At 53.3% G+C, this 20,580-nt stretch carries 15 protein-coding genes; 5 read left to right on the top strand and 10 right to left on the bottom strand.

What is annotated here, in order from left to right; translation table 11 throughout:
- Window positions 1-45 precede the first annotated feature (45 nt).
- Entirely contained in the window at window positions 46-1,458 is a 1,413-nt protein-coding gene (locus P0D43_RS01910) for a wax ester/triacylglycerol synthase family O-acyltransferase (protein ID WP_394673088.1), read from the top strand.
- A gap of 9 nt (window positions 1,459-1,467) precedes the next feature.
- On the opposite strand, the gene bcsR is transcribed toward P0D43_RS01910, so the two are convergent.
- The 9 genes from bcsR to bcsB are packed head-to-tail and all read right to left on the bottom strand — an operon-like array spanning window position 1,468 to window position 13,905.
- On the bottom strand, window positions 1,468-1,677 hold the full coding sequence (gene bcsR, locus P0D43_RS01905) for a BcsR/BcsP family cellulose biosynthesis protein (protein ID WP_159569089.1): 210 nt from the start codon (window positions 1,675-1,677) through the stop codon (window positions 1,468-1,470).
- Between the two features lie 14 nt (window positions 1,678-1,691).
- Window positions 1,692-3,395 carry a cellulose biosynthesis protein BcsG gene (gene bcsG, locus P0D43_RS01900; RefSeq protein ID WP_341236712.1) on the bottom strand — a complete coding sequence of 568 codons (1,704 nt, stop codon included), beginning with the start codon at window positions 3,393-3,395 and terminating at the stop codon, window positions 1,692-1,694.
- Window positions 3,396-3,399: 4 nt separating this feature from the next.
- Entirely contained in the window at window positions 3,400-5,886 is a 2,487-nt protein-coding gene (gene bcsA, locus P0D43_RS01895) for a UDP-forming cellulose synthase catalytic subunit (RefSeq protein ID WP_341236711.1), read from the bottom strand.
- A complete protein-coding gene (bcsQ, locus tag P0D43_RS01890; RefSeq protein WP_341236710.1) occupies window positions 5,883-6,623 on the bottom strand; it encodes a cellulose biosynthesis protein BcsQ in 741 nt (246 codons plus the stop codon). Before bcsQ ends, bcsA begins: the two co-directional genes overlap by 4 nt.
- Entirely contained in the window at window positions 6,620-6,829 is a 210-nt protein-coding gene (locus P0D43_RS01885) for a hypothetical protein (protein WP_159569085.1), read from the bottom strand. Before P0D43_RS01885 ends, bcsQ begins: the two co-directional genes overlap by 4 nt.
- On the bottom strand, window positions 6,826-8,232 hold the full coding sequence (locus tag P0D43_RS01880; RefSeq protein ID WP_394673087.1) for a hypothetical protein: 1,407 nt from the start codon (window positions 8,230-8,232) through the stop codon (window positions 6,826-6,828). The genes P0D43_RS01885 and P0D43_RS01880 overlap by 4 nt, the downstream gene beginning before the upstream one ends.
- Window positions 8,233-10,632 carry a cellulose synthase subunit BcsC-related outer membrane protein gene (locus tag P0D43_RS01875; protein WP_394673086.1) on the bottom strand — a complete coding sequence of 800 codons (2,400 nt, stop codon included), beginning with the start codon at window positions 10,630-10,632 and terminating at the stop codon, window positions 8,233-8,235.
- Window positions 10,625-11,773, bottom strand: coding sequence for a cellulose synthase complex periplasmic endoglucanase BcsZ (bcsZ, locus tag P0D43_RS01870; RefSeq protein ID WP_341236707.1), 1,149 nt, complete (start codon window positions 11,771-11,773; stop codon window positions 10,625-10,627). Before bcsZ ends, P0D43_RS01875 begins: the two co-directional genes overlap by 8 nt.
- Window positions 11,774-11,775: 2 nt before the next feature.
- Window positions 11,776-13,905 carry a cellulose biosynthesis cyclic di-GMP-binding regulatory protein BcsB gene (bcsB, locus tag P0D43_RS01865; RefSeq protein WP_394673085.1) on the bottom strand — a complete coding sequence of 710 codons (2,130 nt, stop codon included), beginning with the start codon at window positions 13,903-13,905 and terminating at the stop codon, window positions 11,776-11,778.
- Between the two features lie 349 nt (window positions 13,906-14,254).
- On the opposite strand from bcsB, the gene P0D43_RS01860 reads away from it, so the two are divergent.
- On the top strand, window positions 14,255-14,593 hold the full coding sequence (locus P0D43_RS01860) for an STAS domain-containing protein (protein WP_341236705.1): 339 nt from the start codon (window positions 14,255-14,257) through the stop codon (window positions 14,591-14,593).
- A gap of 6 nt (window positions 14,594-14,599) precedes the next feature.
- Window positions 14,600-17,680, top strand: a complete 3,081-nt coding sequence (locus P0D43_RS01855) for a response regulator (RefSeq protein ID WP_341236704.1) — start codon at window positions 14,600-14,602, stop codon at window positions 17,678-17,680.
- A 10-nt stretch (window positions 17,681-17,690) separates the two neighbouring features.
- Here the strand turns inward: P0D43_RS01855 and P0D43_RS01850 are convergent, their stop codons facing one another.
- Entirely contained in the window at window positions 17,691-18,563 is an 873-nt protein-coding gene (locus P0D43_RS01850; protein WP_159569078.1) for a MerR family transcriptional regulator, read from the bottom strand.
- 61 nt (window positions 18,564-18,624) lie between these two features.
- Between P0D43_RS01850 and P0D43_RS01845 the strand changes: the two genes are divergently transcribed.
- Window positions 18,625-19,713, top strand: coding sequence for a phospholipase A (locus P0D43_RS01845; RefSeq protein ID WP_341236703.1), 1,089 nt, complete (start codon window positions 18,625-18,627; stop codon window positions 19,711-19,713).
- 2 nt (window positions 19,714-19,715) lie between these two features.
- Window positions 19,716-20,579 carry a hypothetical protein gene (locus P0D43_RS01840; protein WP_341236702.1) on the top strand — a complete coding sequence of 288 codons (864 nt, stop codon included), beginning with the start codon at window positions 19,716-19,718 and terminating at the stop codon, window positions 20,577-20,579.
- Window position 20,580 lies beyond the last annotated feature (1 nt).

The raw sequence follows: 20,580 nt of genomic DNA, 5'->3' as shown, positions 1-20,580 counted from the left end.
TAACAAACAATTAGGGAATAAAAAACACAACACGGAGACATGCCCATGAAGGCCCTGACCCCCAATGATCAATTGTTCTTGTGGCTGGAGCGCCGCAACCAACCCATGCATGTGGGTGGGCTGGTATTGCTCAAGCCCCCCAAGGGGCAAAGCACAATTGATTATGTACACAAGGTGGTGGCCGACATGCGCACGTACACCCAACCGGTGGCGCCGTTCAGTTTGCGCTTGAAGTCGCGCTTGGGCATGTGGTTTTGGGTGGAAGACGATGAGTTTGACCTCGAGGCGCATTTCATTCATTTGTCGCTGCCCAAGCCTGGCCGCATTCGCGAGTTGCTGGAATTGACTTCCAAGCTGCATGCCGCGCCATTGGATCGTGCCAAACCGCTTTGGGAAGCGTATGTCCTTGACGGCCTGGAAGACGGTCGCGTGGCCTTGTACACCAAGGTGCACCACGCGCTGGTTGATGGCGTGGCCTGTATGAAAATGCTGCAGCGGTCCATGGCCGACAGCCCGGAAATCCTCGACATTCCGCCCTTGTGGGCCAATCCGAATTTGCGTGGATCGGTACAGCGTTCCGAAGCTTCAGAGGGGCTCGTGACCTTGCTGGGGCAAGTTGTCGATACAGCCAAAACCCAGTTGTTCAGTTTGCCCAAAGTGGTCAAGGAAGTGGGGCGTTCTTTGTGGCAAACCAGTGTGGCCGATCCCGATTTTGTGTCGGTTATTCAAGCGCCACGCAGTGTGTTGAACCGCCGCATCACCGCGTCACGCCGAGTGGCAGCGCAATCGTGGTCCATGGAGCGGATTAAAAACTGTGCGAATGGTTTGAACATGACCCTGAATGATGTGGTGCTGGCAATGTGCGGCTCCGCTTTGCGTGCCTACCTGGGGGAGTTAAATGCACTGCCCGCCCGCCCTTTGGTGGCCATGGTGCCGGTGTCGCTTCGAAAAGATGACACCGCAACAGGTAACCACGTGGCCTTGTTGTTGGCCAATTTGGCCACTGACACGGAAGACCCCGTGGAGCGGATTGAAACCATTGCGCGTTCGGTGAACCATTCCAAGGAACGGTTTGCCAGCATGAATCAAACTGAAATCATGAACTATGTGGCCACCATGATGGGCATTAGCGGGTTCAATATGCTGACTGGTTTGGCGCCCAAATTGCAGGCTTTCAACATTGTGATTTCCAATGTGCCAGGCCCCAAACACACCCTTTATTTCAACGGTGCAGAAGTGGATGGTGTGTATCCAGTTTCACTCTTGCTCGACGGTCAGGCCTTGAACATTACGTTGAACAGCTACGCGGGCAAGCTTGAGTTTGGTTTGGTGGCGTGCCGACGAACAATGCCCTCGATGCAGCGACTTCTGCAGTTTCTCGAGGACGGTTTGGTCGAGCTTGAAGAGGCTGCCGCCAAGGAAGCCAATGCCAATCTGAAAAAGCGCAGCGCAGCTTGATTGACGTTCTTATTCCTCGCTAAACCGCGAGGCCATGGCAATGCCAAACAAAAAGGGCCAGCGCTGGAACGAGTCGTACATCGCCTGGTCCTGTTGAATATCCTGGTACATGTTGTGATCAAAACCCTCCAGCTGTGCGCTGAGCGCATAAATGTCATGTGCCATGTCGGCGGGGGGCATGAACAGGGCTGGTGGTGTGTTGGGGTCAAATTGTGCCATGGCTTTTTTCCCCTTCAGTTGCTGGCCGCAATGGTTTGAACCGGGCCCAGCATTTTCCAGGCCGCACCAGGCGCTTTGATCCAATAAGCACCCTGACTTTCCATCACCGTGATATTGCCTTGCTGGGACACGAAGCGGGTATCGGGTAAATCGCTGAGCAACACGGGCCAAGTGGGTTTTAGTTGCTGTTCCAGCGGTTGTGCCAGCCACCGCACCAACAATTCGCTGAGTGCCGTGTAGCTTACCGATTGCTTCACTGTGACGGGGCCCGTGCTTGCCGGTGTGTATCCGGGCGCAATCCAGTAACCGAACACAGGCACCTTCGTAATGGCAGGTGTTGGCAACTCGCGAAGCCCCACCAGTTGACCGAATTCGCCGGTCAGCCCGGCGCCGTGCTCGGGTACTACAACCACCAAGGCTTTGCGATCACTGCGACGAATTTCACCCAATACAGATTGAATGTCGTTCAGCATCCGCTCAAGGCGCAAAGGGTAACTGTTCAGGCTGTTCAAGTTGCTGTTGGGCAAACGGTTGCCATCATGCAAGGTAATGCTGTTGTAGTAGTAAGCCACAGCGGGCCCGCTTTGTTGAACGCGTTTGTTCCACCATGCGCGCAGATAATCGCCATCGCGCCCCACGCGGGAACCGTCAAAAGCTTGCACCCCCGCAGGCACTTCGTCATGGGCAACCAGCTCGGTGACTTTGCCGCCGAGGTTGGTTTTGACGAGTTTTGAAAAATCCTGAAACTTTCCATTGTGATTTAAACCCATCTCCACTTCAAAACCCACATTTCGCAGTTGTTCAAACAACATGCAACTGCTGTTGGCCGCGCTGTAAAGTGCGTCGTGCGGCGTTTGGCCACACTTGCCGCGCAACAGGCGAATGGCAGCAGGGCCAGAATAACTGGTGGCCGAGTTGAAGTTCTCAAACACAAAATCAGCTTGCCGGATGGTGGGGTGCTGGCTCTGCTTGGCGTATTGCAGGTCGGCCCAGGACAGTGAGCAGATTTGCAGCACGATTACATCAAAATCGGGGCCAGACACAGGTGAGAAAGGGGCCAGCGCAACAGTGCGCTGGCGATCAAAAAAGCCGGCAAGCACCGCGCCTGGTCCTGCACCATCATAGGCATTGTCACGCAATTTGGTTGGGCTTTCCTGGTCACGCGCCACGCGCAGTTTTTGAAAGTCCACCTGGCCCAGCGCCAAAAACTCAGCCGGTGACAGATTTTCGCGGGGTTGAATTTGAGCTTCCCGCAAGGCCACCGCATCACTGGTTTGAGTTTGTTTCTGAATAAAAGGCAGCGCCTGAATTCCGAGCATGGCCAAAAGCCCAAAGCCCACCCAACTGCTGATTCGTATATAACGATCCAATACCCGAATCACCATGAATCCGAGCAATGCCCCCCACAGCATCCAGGGTTGAATGGTGCGTTTAAGCAATTCCCACAGGTAGTCAAGCGAGAAGCCGAACAGCGCCTTGATTTGGTCAACCAAAGCCAGTGACACCACCAAGCCCAATTCATGCAGCAACAAGGCAATTGCAGGGCCTGTAAATACCAGGTAGCGCAGCACCTTCATCAGTTGTTTGTTTTGGTAGGCTGCGGGGTTGGTGGCAATCAACAGGGCAAACAATCCCAGGTTCCACAGTGGGCTGAGCGTTAGTTGCCCCGCAAAGTGCAGGCCAAACTTGATCAGGAAGTACAGGTTCCACAACAACATGGCCCTAGTTCTCCCACTTTTCGGTTTGGTTTTTGTTGCCCATTAGGCGATTGCCCAGGCCAACTGCACCACCTTTGAGCCAGGCAAACAGGCGCACATAACCAATCATACCTTTGGCGAATACGTCTTTCAGGCCGCCCAGCGCGCGATCACGTGTCTGGTCTTCTTGCCAGTTCAGCCAAGCGTCGGCTCGTCCAAATGTGCACTGAATCAATTGTGTTTCCTGTTCTGGAGTCAGGTTGGTGAACAAGGCTTCAACATGCCCACTTTCCGTGAAATGAATTTTTGCAGGAAACAGAAATTCCCGGTCGCCTCGGTGCAATCCAACCTGTACCTGGCTGAACTCGCTGATGCCCGCGGTGTCGGCCACGGTCAAAGTCAGGCCAGCGGCAGAATACTCCTCGGTGTAACAGCTCACCGTGTAGCCGCCTGGCAGTTTAAGGAAAGCTGGCATAACCATGCGCACGCGATGGTGTACGTGCTGCTGTACCGACTCGGTGGCCACACCCACGGCAGCACCCAAAATTGCCAGGTTAAAACCGCACCAAAGCAGGTTCATGATCACGGTGCCAGTTTCATGGGTGTTGAACACAAACAGTCGAAGTAAACCCACGGAGAATCCAAGCAAATTGATCAACAGCAGGATCAAATAGGGTTTTGCAATGTTCGAATCGAAATAGCTTTTCTCGATCAGGCCGCCTTTGGAAGTCACGTTGAACTTGCCCAGCTTCGGATTAATAAAGGCCAGTGTTGTTGGCAAAATAATGTACCAAGACAACACGGTTTCATAGACCTCCGACCAAAACGACCGTCGGTATTTGCCCTGTATGACCGAGTTGGTATAGCTGGAAATAATCAATTGGGGCAAGGCGTAACTGAGAATCGTGACCGCCGCCGCATTGATCAGGTGCTGTTCGAAAAACAGGTAAGCCATTGGCATGATCAAAAAGATCATGCGTGGAATACCGTAGAAAAAGTGCAGCATTGCATTGGAGTAGCAAATGCGTTGAAACACGCTTAAACCCTTTTTGAACATGGGGTTGTCAGTGCGGAAAATTTGCGCCATGCCGCGCGCCCAGCGAATACGCTGACCAATGTGACCCGCCAGTGTTTCCGTGGCCAGGCCCGCCGCCTGAATATTGTTCAGGTACACACTGTTGTAACCCAGGCTGTGCAGTTTCAAGGCGGTGTGAGCATCTTCAGTCACTGTTTCCACCGCAATACCACCCACTTCCAGCAGGGCTTTGCGCTCAATGACAGCACAACTGCCGCAGAAAAACGAAGCATTCCAGTAGTCATTGCCGTCTTGAATCAAACCGTAAAACAGCGATCCTTCGTTGGGCATTTGCCGAAATGAATTGAAATTACGCTCGAACGGATCCGCCGAGAAAAAGTGGTGTGGCGTTTGCACCAGTACGCACTTGGGGTCGCGGCTAAACCAGCCCATGCTGGTTTGCAAAAACGAGCGCGTGGGAATGTGGTCGCAATCGAAAATTGCAACGTACTGGCCGTGGGTATGCTTCAAGGCATAGTTGATATTGCCCGCCTTGGCATGCGAGTTGTCCGGGCGGGAAATGTACTCCACGCCGGCTTGCTTCGCGAATTCCTCAAAGGCCGGGCGGTGGCCGTCGTCCAGAATATAGACCGTGATTTTTTCAAGCGGCCAGTCCAGTCCCTTGGCGGCATACACCGTTGGACGCACCACTGACAAGGGCTCGTTGTAACTGGGGATGAACACGTCCACCGTGGGCCAGTCACTCAAATTGAGTTCCAGTGGCATGGGTTTGCGTTTTAGCGGCCAGGCTGTTTGAATAAAACCAAAAATCAGGATGACCCAGGTGTAAGCCTCGGCGGCAACCAGCGTGTAGCCCAAGAAAATTTCTGCGCCGCTTTCAAGATCAAGAGAACTTGTAAAACGCCAAAACACATAGCGGGCCAATAGCAGCATGGTCAACGCCATCAAACACAGGTTGGCGAATCGCTCGGGTAGCCGTTTGAACAACATGGCGAACAGGTAGCACACCACAATGAAAATCCATTGGCCCGCCAAGGGCAGCGAGGCTTGTGCAGTAAACAAAAAAAGCACCAATGCCGAAAGGCCGAGTCCCCAACGAAATGGCTTGTGACGGGCTACAAATTGACTGGTGTTTTCAATGCGCTGTTCAAGCCGTGCCGCGCGTACCGCGTAGTCGGTAAGCCTGCTGAACATGGCGCGCACCGCTCGGTAAGGGCGTTGAATCAGTAGCTTGAACAGATAAGCAATCGGGCTGAGCAAATCATGCAAGGCCACCGCAATAATATGAAACACGAAGCTCGGAAGGCTGCGGCCTTGTCGACCATTGGACGCCTCGAATGCGCTGTTCAAACTGTTTGGGCGCAACCAAAGTGCCTGAAAAAGGCGCAGCAAACGCACCCGCGTTTTCAGGTTTGGAAATTCCCGCAAATCAAGCAATCGCTCAAGTCGGTTGATCCAGTTTGAGGAGGCGCTCATCCGATCTCCGAGTCAATCCAGTTGCACAGTTTTTGTTGGTCTTCAACCAACTGTGAACGGGGCGCATAGTCTGCCAGTACCAGTCCCGCTGCAAGGCTTTCGGCCAGTGCCTGGTCTTCATGCAAATAGAAAGGCAGCAGGCGGTGGCTTAATTTCATTTTGCACAATGTCCACAAATCGAGGTGCAATACTTTGGCCGAGTCGAAGCGGTTCATGAGAAAGTAAGATGCGCCCCGGCTCTCCAGCAAGTGCGGCAGCAAGGTATCAATACCCAAAATGGAGGCTGAATCCGGAATCAGTGTAATCAGGTTCAGGTCAGAAAGTGCCATGACTTTCTGGCACCAGGGAGTGGGCCAACGCGGCAAGTCAATGATCACCACCGCATCGTCAGCAAATTCATCTTTTTGAAACAGCTCGCTCAGGCGTTGGGGTTGCTCCATCAGCACGCGATCAATGGCCAGTTGTTGGGCAATTGAAATCTCGCCAAATGGCAATATTTTGAAGCTGGTATTGCTGGTGTTCACCACATGTTCAAGTGGTTCACCCTGCAAAATCACATGGGCAAGACCACGCCCACTGCTGTTGGTATAGCCCAGCTGAAATTCAATGTTGTTGATGGGGTCGGCCTGCACTAGCGTGACATTGCGCCCCAGCATGCTGAGGTGAGTTGCTGCGGCGATCGCCAGGCTGGTACGCCCTGCACCCCCGGTGGGGGAGACCAATGCAATAATGATCATGCGTCCTCTTTGTCATCGGGGCTGGCAATCCACTTGCCATGCCGCACTAACTGATAGCAGTTGTCAGGCAACTGGTTGTTACTCCAGTTCACCCAGTCGCTTAACCAGATTCGGGTTGTCGGGTTCTTCATCATTTTGCCCACCAGCAAAATGGCAAGTAAAACACCCAGTAAAAGGCCACTCAGGATCAGCCCAAAAACAATCATTTCGCTTCCTCGCCAAGCAGCCTGCTCAATCGCTGGGTCCATGGTCTGTTCTGGTTCATGGCTTCGGGGGTTTCGTCCCAAAGTTCCGCAAGTTTCGCGGGTTCACTCAAGTCTGTACCCATCAAGTCCTCGACCGACAAAGGCTCAAGTTCTTCGTGCAAGTCTGCAAGCAATTCACTTTGGGTTTCCTCGCCCAAAAATTGAATGTCACCACTAAATAGCACAGGCAGGTTTTCCCGGAAACACGATTCAAGCCAATTGCGGTAGCTAGTGTCATCGGGTTCGCTGACCCACACTTTCAATAGGTAAATGGCCTCTCGGGTGGCTGTGAATACGCAGGTGGCTTGCGACCAGTTGGCCAGTCGCAGAGCAGTTTGCGCAGTCATGTGGTGCATCAGGGAAAGGCGTGTCAGCGTGCAATGCATGGACCACTGCTTGGACAATTGCAACATCATCAAACCCTGCGCAGCAAAAGTGGGGTTGGCCACCACCGTTAAAAGCCCAGGCATGAATACTTCATGCAAGTCGCGGGCAAACGTGTTCTGGTGATTCTCTGTTGCAGGCTGAATCAGCGTGGGTTTGTGAAGCTGCATCGCCGTAATGCCCAACCAGGTTTCAATGTTTTCTTCTTGCAGCCACACGGTGTCGGCACCCATGCGAATCAATACCGATGCGTCTTGAGCGCTCATTTCGCCGCGTGCCTGTACATGAATTCCGTGTAGCTCGTTGGTGTCAAAGCGAAGGCGATGGCAGGTTTGTGCCAGTTGTTTCAGGCTGCCAAATACACGGCTGTCCAACACATGGTGTATGGGCAGCTTCGAAAACCTGGTGGGGTCATTCCACAGGTTGGTTTGCAGGCCCCACTGTGTGGGCCACCAAGGGCGAAACTCAAATTCACCATGGTCGCTGACATCGGCAAGTCCGTCTGCGAAGGTGCACCATTCTGGCAGGTCGCCTTGCACCGTGGTCACCACATGCGCTTGTGCGTGGTGAGCCCATTGGTGCAGAAAGCGCATTTGCGCCAGCGGGTTTTGTCGGCTCACGGGTTCAGCATTGTCATTAAACCAAAGCTCGGCATGGTCAATAATAACCAGTGCAGGTTTGAGCACGCACAAGGTGTTGAGCGAACGGCACAGCTGTCGAATGCCGTTTTTTGTATGTCCTTTGGGCCACAAATTTCGAACTGACACCACATCAAGTCCTTTCGGAGCACCTGTGCGTGTAAGCAGGTAGGGTTCCAGAAAACTGCGGACTTCGTTTTTTGGGCTTGCGGTCAACCACAGGCAAGATTTGAATGGCGTCTCTTCTTGCGAGTTCAGCCAGTGTTGCACCAGGCCCTGCGAAAAGTGATTCGCATGGGGTGCTCGCACAACGTAGGCTCCGGGCTTGGGCAAGTCAATCATTCAAAACCTCGAGTAGGGTGTTACACCCTCGGGCGGCACACTCAGTTCGAAAAAGTCACCAAACGAATATTTCGCATACAACTGTAATCTGTCGGGGTTGTAGCCTTCAGAGCGGTCAATTTCAAAGTAACCGCCGACCACAAAGTTTTTCAATACTTGGCGTTCAAGTGCAAGGCGCAAACCCGTGCTGGTGCCCCCACCTGGGCCGCCAGTCTGCAAGGTCGGGTTGCCTTGCGCGGCAGCTGCAGCAGCCAGTTCCGGGTTGAGTGGGTAAAGGGCAGTGTCGTCTTCGCGTGACTCACTGGCGCCCACACGTGCTTGAGCCTGCCAGGACCAGCCATTCATGGTGCCAGTCCAGGTGATGGGGAAGGTCAACGATCCAAACGCCTGTGGACTGTAGTAGCCACCTTGGCCGAAGGTGTAAAAGCGCAGGTTTTTCTCGAACGACCACAAAAACAGCGACGCACCAATTTCCACTTCATGCCCAGGGCGTTGAAACACGGTTTTGCCCACAATGCCTTGCAGGTTGTACTCGGTATTGTCCGGAATATTTTTGCCGGTAATCAGGTTGGCGCGTGCAATGCCCACAAAGTCGAGTGTGGAGTCAAATGCCTGGTAATACACCGCGCTAATACCGTTGCGCCTTGCGCCACCCCAGGTTTCGCCGGTCAACGGGTCGATAGCGCCAGTGGTCGAGAGTACGCTGCCGTTGACCATGCGCCTGGCCAGCTCAAGTCGCAATGAACCCGCTCCCACATTGGTACTCCACTGCACACCACCCACCCAGTCATTGACCGGGTAGTCGCCCACGGTGGTACCTACATCCACCCGGTATTGCTCGGTTTGTACGCCCAACCCCACCACGTGGCCTTTGTAATTCTGGTCCAGCCGGTTATTGGCAATGGCTGGGTCGGTGGGCAATGTGGTGCCCAATTTTGCAAAGTTGCTGGCGGTGGCTGGGTTCACCCGGCCAGAATTCGCGTTCAATGTGTCCGCGCGTAAAAACAGGGTGCGCTCAAAATCGAGCGGCAAATCCAGTTGCAAAGGAATTTCATCGCTATCGATTCTCGATACGCCTTCATCCCCGTCGATGATCGCGTTCTCATAGGACATACGCAGCCGTACCTGACGTTTGCGCTGAAGGCCTTGTTCCAGTGCCTGCACCTCCGGTTCAGCGCGCCATTTAGGCGCTGCCCCAATTGAGCTTGCCAGTGCATTGAACTGGCCGTTCCTTTCTTGTGCGCGAAGTCCATCCAGGTACTGGCCGTATTGCACCCGTTTTTCAAGCGCGGTCATGCCTTCAGTCCAGTTCTCGCGGGGCACCGCGTTGATCAATGCAACGGCTTCTTCATTGCGGTTTTGGCGGGCGGCCAGCAGTGCCGCGGCAAATCGCATTTCCTGTCCTTTTTCAAGGGCCAGGCCTTCATCCATAATTCGTTGTGCAGCCAGCTTGCTGCCCGTATCTCCTTGGTCATCCAGCAGGGTGGCCAGGTCATACCGAAACCACGGGTAGCCCGGGTTCAGGTCCACCGCGTTTTGAAGCAGCCGTGCCGCTTCGTTTTTGTTGCCTTGATCAATCTGTTTTTGTGCCTGGTCAGCCAGTTGTTGTCCTTGCTCAAAGTCAGACAACACCGGAGTGGCTTGTGCCTGTACCTCGGGTATTGCGGGTTCAGCTTGCTTAACCGGTGCTGCGTTTGTCCGTGCCACATTGTTTGGTCGACGGGTGGGGCGAGCACTACCGGATGCGGGTGATTGTGCAAGTGTATTGCCAGCAACACCGCCCAGTTCGGCCAATAGTGTTTTGTAACGTCGGTCATCCGGGTACTGTTTGGCCAGCTCAGCCACTTGTCTGCGAGCATATGCTCTGCCCTCGGCTGTGCGGTTCATCAGGCGATATATTTGCACAGCGGCCTCACCCAATGGTGGCTGTGGCAACAACTGCTGAAGTCGCTGTGGCAGGTTGGGTGGAATTTGCTCGCTGTCGGCCAGGTAACGTAACTCGGCGAATTGCTGCCGCTTGTCTGAAGCCAGTGTAATTGTCTGTTGCAGTTCAATGGAAAACCGGGTGTTGCCATGCACCAGCTGTAGTTTGCCAAGCCAAATGTTGGCGGCCTGTACGTCGCCGCGTGCGATATCGATTAAACCTTGCCAACGCAGGGCAGACGCATTGGTGGGCTCAATCAACAGTATTTTGTTGAACGACTGTGCTGCCAGATCGAACCGGAAACGCTCATACCAGTAAACCCCTTTGTCGCTTAGTGCACGAATATTGGTTTGCTGTGTATCCACATTGGCATGGGCTTGCCCTGCAATTGCCAAGGGCATTGCTACAAAACAGGCTTGAATGGCCAATGCGAGTGCGTAGGTCCGCAGACTTGGATTTTTTTTGCACTTAGCCACAGCTTTTAACCTCTTTGCCACGGGGCATGAATTCGCCCAAGGTGTTGAATCGATACAAGCCATCCATATAGCCTTGCCCAAAAAGGCTGAGTGCGCCGTTGTAATAGCCGTACTTTAGCCATTCTTCCTGGTTTGAAGTTTTCAGGCTTTGCGCGTGAAATTTTTTCGCAAGTTCGGGCATGCCGATTGTTTGCAGAAACGGGGCCATCGCCGCTTGAAAACCGGCAGGCCCACGTTCACCAGAAAACTTTCCATTCATTGGTTCAAACCATTCTGGCATGTTCTGTCGTTTCAGCAGCAGTGCCGCCATGGGAGAAAGTTGTTTCAACAATGCTGCGGCAGTGGGGTCGTTTTTACTGGTCATGGCAATCCACAGATAGGTGCGTATGGCATCGTAATCGCCACGTTGCTCGTCCTCGGGAAGGCTCATTTCACCGTTGTTGTATAGCACCCAGTCGGGATAACTGCCTGTTTTGCCAGTTTCAAGCAGCAATTGTTGGCTGGCCAGGTAAATTTGCGACCAGCGGGTGTCGTCCGCCCAGGCATTGGCAAAGCGGGCCATCATGAAAGGCGGTACGTAGCTGGGGTTGAGTTTAACAGCACCGTTGTCCAGCACAAATCCGGTGTGACCCGGCAACAGGCTCAAACCCAGGCCACTTACTTCCATGCTTTCTTTGTTCAGAATCAGTTCGCCCAGGGCGCGGGCTTTGTCGGCATAAGGTGTGTGGCACCACACCCGACTGGCTTCCAGCAGCGCATAAGCGATCCACAGGTCAGCGTCTGAAGCACTGTTAGCATCGATCACGCCCCACGAGTCCCCCTGCTTTCCCCAAATCCAGGCGGGCAGCTGCTTACCCATGTCACCAGCGCTCAGGTTGTTCTCAGTCCATTCCAATATGGCGTCGAACGTTTTTTGATCTTGGGCAACCAATGCAAAAAAGAGGGCGTAAGACTGCCCCTCCGACACCGTGCGCAAGTCTTCCTGGCTGCGATCGATTACACGCCCGTCTTCGCTGACAAAAGCGCTTTTAAAGCCTTCCCAAGCGGGCCACGACTGCGCTGGCGCAGCGCTGCATGCGGAGGCCACAATCAGCGTGGCGCCGAGCCCCAGGCGTTTGAGCAATTGACGCCACAAGGCCATGTTCAACTGCCTTTTGTGCGGCGCGAAGCCCGGCCAGACAACCAGCCGAATGCGAGTATCGCCAAAATGACCCCAGCCAGCGCTCCGCCTACAGCGATCAGGGCCGGGTATTCGGAAAACGCAATTCGCAAACGCAACCACCAAGGCAGTGCGCCGCTAATGTAGGTTTCGCCCAGGCTGTAGCTTTGAATGTCGTCACCACGAATCAGGCTCACACTGCCTTTGATTTTTGCCACATCGCCGTAATCGGACAAAGCGGCCACGGCGCGCTCGAAACTGTCCTGATCGGTGCCGGTAATCACCACCCCTGCTTTTTTGGGTGCCAGGTGTGATTCAAACCCCATGATTGCGCCCAATGAGCCTGCTGTTTGAATCAAGGCGCGTGCATTGTTGCTGGGTTGCAATTCAGACTCGCTTTGCCACAAACCTTTCAGCCATTGAATGGCTGGGGGCAGGCCCATGCTCCGCTCTGTTTCGCTGAGTACCATTGGCAGGTTTTTACTTGCGGAATCCAGCCAGCTCAGGCGTTCGCTGGTGCCCAAGGCCAGCCAGTTCTTGCTGCCAATACCCTCGGGTTTGTCCGAGACAATCAGGCTGGTGCGTGTGGCAGGCAGACCTGTCCACTGACCAAACAAGCCCATCACGTTCAGGTACGAGCGAATTTCAAGCGGCGTGGGGTTGGCTGGCAAAACAATTGCAGTATCTGACAAGTCAGCCATGATGCTGAATGGGTAACCGCCGTTGGCAAACGCGGTCAGGTTCGGCATGCGGGTGTAGTGGGGCAAATTGGAAAAATCCACGGTGGATTCTGGATCAATGGAACCGCGTGCCACTTGCGATACCCGCGTGCAGGCGCCACCACCCTCCGCCATGAATCCGAAAGCAAATGCCAGCTCGTTGTTGCCGCCCACCCTGAAGGCCGGGATTTGCAAGGCTTCTTCGCTGGTCAGTTCGGCCTGGCCCAACAAATCAATATTGATTTTGTTTTGTACCTGCTCGGATCGTGGTGCCAGGCGGAAGGATTGAATCAGGGAATTATTGATTTCAATGTTCAACAGTGAATCATTCCAGCGGGAAGGTGCTGTGTACCGGTACTTCAAATCCATCGGGATATTGCGGCCTGCCCAGCTGAACAAATCGGGCGGAAGGCGCAAATTGATCGCAGCACGCGGTTTGTCTGCGCTGACTTCAAGTTGACCCGGAAAGTCGATTAATTCACCAAAGCGCACTGGTCGGTTGGTGGGCACATAGCGTGGTGCGTCATAGGGCTTTCGTGGCGCCCCCAGGTCTACTTTTTTGACCAAGGCTTTCTGTCCACTGAGCACCTGGCCTTCAATCACTAAACCGTACACGGCCTGCAACAACTCCTCGTCAGTACGGCCCATCACGTAAAGGTGTTTGATCCATGGGTTTTCTTTGGCGCTCACAATCATGAGTGATGGGCCTTCAATGTCCGCCTCACTCATACCCTCAGGCATTTTCTTGCCTTTGGTCAAAATGATGGTGTGTCGGGTGCTCGACGCCGTTTCAAGCAAATCAAACTCAGCCTGTCGGTAAAAGGCCTGGGCTCCCATCCAAGAGGCCAGAATACCGGCTGCCTTCATGCTTGTTTCGGTTTGCTCCAGTGGTAAAACCAATGGCAGTTTTAGTTTGCGGTTGTCGCGGGGATCAAAAAAGGGTGCTGGCAACAAGGCCAGGTCATTCACCAGGTTCAATGGTGTTGAGCCAATCGTCAGTGTGCTTTCGGGGCGCATGTCAAGGCGCAGGGTTGGGTTACCCGGGTCTACGCATTCACTGTCGTAAGTACCGTCGTATTCAATCCGCACTGTCGCAAAATCGGAAAACAGCAGCGGATCCAGTTCAATATTTATCGTGTGTGGTACACCAGCCCTTGCCACGCTCAGTTGAGAAATACCCGAAAGCTGATTGTTCACGTACACGCGCACAAATGACTGATCGTGTCGCATTCCTTGGGGGTACAGCACACGCAAACTCAGATTGGCGCGAGTCACCAATTCGTCCAGCCGAATACCGGAATTCAAATCAACAAAGCGGTTAATACCACTTAAGCGGACCCCGTTGGGCTGTCCCATCTCGGTAAAAGTCAGGGTTCGGCTCCGTTCTATCGCCACTGTGCTTTCCAAATTGGTTGCCGAAGTATTGGCCTCAATGCTTTCTTGGGCGTGACCAGTCAGGCAAAATAGGGCGAAGGCTAAATAAAATATGTGTCGCATAAGTGGGGTCGCTGGTCTGCTTGGTTGTAAGAACAGGCTTTAAATATTGACCTGATCTGATCATTGCAAAGGTCAATTTTGATTAATATTTGTCAATCTTTAAAAAAATATGAATCATTAATTGACACGTTATCCTATTGTTTTTGTATATGCTTAATTTGTAGAGCTTGTTTTATACAATTATCGCGTGAAGTGCCGAAAAGCGCACACTTTTAGAAAAGAGAATTAACAGTTTAGGGCGAACAACATGGTTTCGACAGAAGAGGTGGGGGATATTTTCTTGCTGCGCGTAGATGCAGTTCGACTGGACAGTGCGGTGGGAACAATCATCCGCAACGCGGTGGTGCCCAAACTGGACTCCACCCGGAAATTTGCTTTGGACATTGGGGCTGTCAAACTGGTGGACTCTGGTGGTTTGGGTTCTCTGGTTGCCTTGCTCAAAAATATCACCAACCACCAAGGCAAGTTGGCCGTGGTTGGCATGAATAAATCCGTGCGAATGATGTTCGAGCTATCTCGAATGGATCGCCAGTTTTCCTTGCTGGATGACATGCCCAAAGCTGTTGCCTTTTTACAGCAGGCTTGAGCCACTGTGACAGAACACGACCTCAACAAGCAGCTACCCCGAATTCTGGTTGTTGATGATTCGGTGGTTGAGCGAAACCTCTTCGTTCACATGGTGGCCAAGTGGGGTTATCCGGTTGAGTTTGCAGCCAGCGGTCAGGAAGCGATCGAACTGATTGAACGTGACCGTTTTCAGTTGGTACTTGCGGACTGGCAAATGCCAGGTATGCAGGGCACCGAGTTGTGCGTGGCGTTACGCCAACTCGACTTGGGGCAGTACACCTACATTATTTTGATGTCGGCCCAAGATGATGAAGAATTTCTGATCAAGGCGCTGGATGCCGGTGCCGATGACGTACTCGCAAAGCCTGTTGATGGCAATGAACTTGAGGCACGGCTGCAGTCCGCTGTGCGTCGAATCGAGCTTCAAGCTCAACTTACCCGGAAAACCAATGAACTGGCGCATGCGCACGAAGTAATTGCACAAGATCTGCGTGCGGTCTCTGGTTTGCAGCGCAGTTTTCTGCCCGAGGCACAAAGTCCCTTTCAGGGGCTGAATTACCAGTGGCTGTCTGTGCCATCCAAGTATGTGTCGGGTGATCACCTGCAGGTTTTTGAATTGCAGCGCGACGTCTATGGTTTTTACCTGCTCGATGTGTCTGGTCATGGCATTCCGGCAGCGGTCAAATCCATGCAACTGGTTCAAATGTTTGCTGACCGTTCCAACACCAGTATCGTTTTCGAAGGACGCTTGGGCAGCGACGGACAACGGATTGTTTCCAAACCACGCGATGTGGTGGCGCGTCTGAATCGATTGTTTCAGCAAACCGAGTCTGACCTGTCGTATTTCACCATGATCTACGGTGTGTTTAACACGGCAAACCGTAATGTCTCCCTGTGCCAGGCAGGTCACCCGTCTCCGCTTCTGTTATCAAAAGGAAGCACAGCCACTGTGTTGGGTGGTGGGGGTTATCCCGTTGGCTTATTCGAACTTGATGATTTCGAAGACATCGAGCTGACTTTGGGCGACGATGACTCTTTGATTCTTTACTCCGATGGCGTGACCGAGGTGCTCTCGACCAGCTCAGAAGCATTTGGAGAAGAACGGTTGCTGGAGTTTGTCAATCAGCAAAGCAGTCAGGGGCGTTGGTCCGAATTGCCCGAGCGCATTCAGATGCGTGTTCAACATTGGGGCGGCTCGGTCATTCGGCAAAAGGGTTTCGAAGACGATGTGTCCATTTTGATGTTGGCCCCGCGTCCCGGTGTGCTGGATCAATGCGATGTGGTTGATGCCGACCGACAAGTGCCCGAACTCATTTTTCGCCTTCAGGAAATTCAGGAAAGTCGCCCAGCGACATCGCCTGTGAAAGCCGGCAAGTCAGTTGTGATCGTTGATGATTCCCGAAGCTTCTTGAGAATTTTTGAGGCCATGCTGCACAGTTGGGGTTACACCGTGTATTCGGCAAAAAATGGCCACGAAGCATTGCCCCTGATTGAAACGCATCAACCCGACTTTGTACTGACCGACTGGGACATGCCCGGCATGAGCGGCATTGAGCTTTGCGAGCAGGTGCGTGCCCAGAAACAGAATGCGTACACCTACATCATCATGATTACTGGCTATGCCAGTCGCGATGATTTGTTGAACAGTTTGCGTGTGGGTGCCGATGACTTTATGACCAAACCGGTCAACCCGGGCGAGTTAAAGGTGCGGCTGCAAACCGCCGAGCGAATCGCAGACTTGCACACAGGCCTTGAGCACAGGCACACAGAGCTCAGTCAGTTGTATGAAGCATTGCAGCGCGACATGCGGGAAGTGTCCCGCATTCAGCGTGCCTTGCTACCCAAAAGCAAACAAGAACCTTGGCCGTTTGCGATTCAAACGATCTACCAACCTTATGGCTATGTGTGTGGCAAGCAAATGGGTTTGCTTGAAACCCAAGCCAACGAGCACGGCTTTTTCATGCTCAACATGGCTGGGCAAGACACGGCAACGGCCTTGCAAACCATGGCACTGGCACGCTGGTTTTCCATGGCCCGAGCCACGCGTGTATTGTTTCCTATCGAGGAAACCAGTTCCAAGATTCGACGCTATTTGGCCAGTCCCGAGCAGGTGCTGTCCCAGCTTGCGAGTATTTCTCCGTCCCTGAAAGATGAGCCACCCCAGTTCGACCTCCTGTATGGTTTGATCAATCTAGACCAAGGCACATTGCTGGTGGCCGGCATTGGCGATTGGGCCATGGTCATGGCACAGCCAGGGCTGGCGCCTGCTTTTTTTGGTTCTCAGAGCGGGTCGGCCCAAGCCCATGGGCTTGGACAAATTATTTACCAAGGTGTGATTGCACCAGGCAGTCGCCTGTATTTTTATCCGCAAGAATGTGCGAACACCTTGGGGGTACCCAAGCCACAGGTTTGGCAGCAATCGGTGTTGCTGGATGACAGTCAAGGGCATGTGCTGACTCGGGAGTTTTCGCGATTGCTCGATTCAGGACAACAAGAAGTGGGGGCCGAAGGGGATTTGTGCCTGCTTGGTATCCAGTGGCGCGAAAGTTTTGATGTACAGCGCACAGAATTATCATCCAGTCGAATTTCAGAACTTGCCGAAGAATTCGTTCAAACTGGTTTGACTGTCAAGGACGAGTTTGATTCGCATGAGAAAGCGTTCAAGTTAGGCGAGTTCCTGAACTACATAGCTTTCAGTGCAGTGGCTGATACGGTCAGTATTGGTGTATTAAGCCGTGCCGTGCGAACCTTCGTTGAAGAATTGGCCTACTCCGAGGAAGTTTGTTACAACACGGATCTGGTTGTGTCCGAGGCGCTGACCAATGTCATGTTGCATGGTTTTAAAGACAAACGCCCTGAGCCGGCACAGCTCACTGTGCTTGCTTTTCAGCAGGGCGTGGGCGTATTGATTGAGGACCTTGGCAACTGCATACCGCAGCAGGTGTTGAGCAAAATGCACCACGAGCATTCGTTTCAAGACGATCTTAGTCTTGGCGATTTACCGGAGGGTGGAATGGGATTGGCATTCATGCGCATGGTGTCACAACGTTTTGTGTATCAAGCTGGCCAAAATCGAAGCCCCAACCGATTGCTGTTGTTGCTCTAGTCTAAAGTCTTTATTTTTTCTCTTCGCTGTTGACTGGTGGCTCTGGGGGCAACCAGCCCGTGGGCTGCAGGGCTGGGTTGTTCGGCATTTCCTCGGCCATCTTGTCGATCAGGCCGACAATGCGCTCATCTACAAACTTGCTGGCCGACTTTTGCAGAGCCCGCGACACTTCCGATTCAATGGCTGTCATGGCCAAGGGACGAATCTTCCAGATTAATTGTGCCAGCCTGGGCAATTCTTCCTTGGGGGGCAGGTTGTCACCATACTGATCCAGTTCTTTGACGAACAGTGAGACCGCTTGATCGCAGAAGCTTTCAAGGTGCCCCCGAAGTGAGGCAATCAAATCAAGCAGGTCGAGCAGCGGCAGGCCAGCGCTGGCCATTTCCGCGCCCGCATGCAGAATTTTCGGACTTGGCGCACGGTAGCGCAAACCATCAGGTTCCAGCAAACCCAACTCGATTGTCTTGGCTAGCGCCCCTCGGCTCAGGCTCGTGCCAAACATGGTGGCCAAATGCACTGGGTTGTAATTCTTTGGAATTTCGTCGGTCCACGGACTGGTAATGGCGTGCGTTAAACCCAGCAATTGGCGAAGGTCGTAACCCTTGTCAATCGCATCCAGCATTTCGTGGATGTTGCTCAAGGTGTAACCACGACCCAACATTTGTCCAATAAGCTTTAGTCGCGACAAATGGTCTTCGTTGTAAAAGCCGACACGTCCGCGTTTTTCAGGTGGGGCCAACAGGCCTCGGTCTTGATACGCGCGAACATTTCGCACGGTGGTGTTGGCGGTGCGCGCCAGTTCATCAATGGTAAACTCGCGACCCTGCCCACTGGTGGAAGTGTCTTTGTTTGCCGACGATTTTTTGAAGCGGAATGAAACCATTTAAGAATTGTAACCAAATGTGAGAGTATCTAGCGAACCAAGCTTGATGCAGTGCGCAATTATGAACAAACACTTACTTCTTGCCATCGGCCTTTTGGGCCTAAGCGGCTGGGCAACTGCCCAAAACATTCAAAACAAAACTCTGGATGAAGGGGCACTTCGAGCTTGCCTGTTTGTTGAAGACGATCAACTTCGCCTGCGCTGCTTCGATGATGCCACAGGCAGAAGCCTGGTGGTCAAAGATGGTTCAGCGCCTGAAGCAGCTGCAGCCCTGGATGGTGGTTTGTTGTTGTACAAACGCAGCGAAGACACCACATTGAGTTGGCTGGATCGTCGATGGGAGCTGGCCCCTGCAGCCAAACGGGGTACGTTCTCGATTCGCCCTTATCAGCCGGTCTACCTGTTGCCGGTGTATCACAACAAATCGCCCAACGTTCGCCCAACAAGCCCAAACCCCGCCAACACAGTACAGCCAAACCAGGCATCTGAGAGTGTGGATCGAAACGAGTTGAAATTTCAGCTGAGCCTGAAAACCAAGGTCATGGAGAACATGTTCGGTGACAACGGTGATTTGTGGTTTGCATACACGCAATCGAGTCGTTGGCAAGTCATGAACCAGGATATTTCCCGCCCGTTTCGCGAGACCAATTACGAGCCTGAGCTGATCTTTACCTGGCGCTCGAGCTGGAGCGAGTTCAAAGACGCCACCGGCTGGGAGCCACGGCTGCTTGGTTTAAGCCTGAATCACCAATCCAATGGGCGAGCCTTGCCTTTGTCTCGCTCCTGGAATCGCCTGATTGGCATGGTGGGGCTTGAACGCGAGAACACCATGGTGCAGTTCAGGCCGTGGATCCGTTTAGCGGAAGATGCCGCCGAAGATGACAATCCCGACATCAGTGATTTCATGGGGCGCGGCGATATGCTGCTGGTCCACAAACACAATGGCCATGAATACTCGCTGCTTACCCGGCACAACTTTCGCGGTGGCGACGAGTCGCGTGGAGCGGTTCAATTCGATTGGGCATTTCCCCTTACCAGCAATTTGCGTGGCCATTTGCAATACTTCACCGGCTTCGGTGAAAGTCTGATTGATTACAATTACAAGTCTGATTACCTGGGGGTCGGGCTGTCCTTGGTAGGGTGGTATTGAACGTGTGGTTACAGAGTGCTTTTCTCGCGTGCCTGTTGTTGACCGGATTCGCGCATGCCAAAGACCCGGTTGTTTTCGTGCTGGCAGCCACTGACAAAGTGGTCGTGACCAACCCGAAAGGTCAGAAGTACAGCGCCTTGCCCACACAGCGGTTGCTTCAGGGGCATGTCATTAACGTACCCAAAGGCGAACGTTTCTCGGTGCAGGTGCTGAAGACTGGTAATCGCCGGGTGTTCACTGGCCCCGCACAGCTTCGTGTGATTGCCGATACCGTGCGGGTGCTTAGTGGTCCGCCAGTCAAAGTGTTTCCAATAGAGCAAGCGCACCAGGACTTGATTGATCAGTGGGTTAATTTGTATGCTCGCCCGCGTGGTGTTCAGCCAGCCAAGAATGGCAAGGCCGAGCCACCCAAGGAAAATACTCTTCGTGTTTTGCGACCAATCGACGGATCGCTGTTGCTAACGCGCAATCCCGAATTTGTTTTTCAGGGTGAGCTGCCCCGAGAGGGCAACTTGATGTTGTTCGACTCAAAAGGCAAACGGTTCTGGGTGGAGCCGCTTGAAAGTGAGTATGTCAGCTTGCCGCCCGCCGCGAAGTTTGAGTGGGGGCAAAGTTTCACCTGGGAAGTGCGGCGCCTGACTGGTGGCCGAGTAACCAGCGGCAGTTTTCACATTGCAAGCGAAGAGACTGCGCGCAGCTTGCTGGAAGCCAGGGTGCCTGACACCGATGAGGTTTTGCCTGAATCGAAGCTGTATTACGGCATGCGTCTTCAGCTGGCCAATGCGTTCAAGGAAGCCAACGAAGTTTGGCAATCATTGGGCATGGTGTTGACCGCACAGGGCCAACCCAGCCGAATTCGTCGCTAAT

The organism is Limnobacter sp. (assembly GCF_043511195.1).
In the GTDB taxonomy this organism is placed as follows: Bacteria; Pseudomonadota; Gammaproteobacteria; order Burkholderiales; family Burkholderiaceae_B; genus Limnobacter.
The sequence above is the reverse complement of the archived record's forward strand: the minus strand, read 5'-3'. Positions and strand labels throughout refer to the sequence as shown.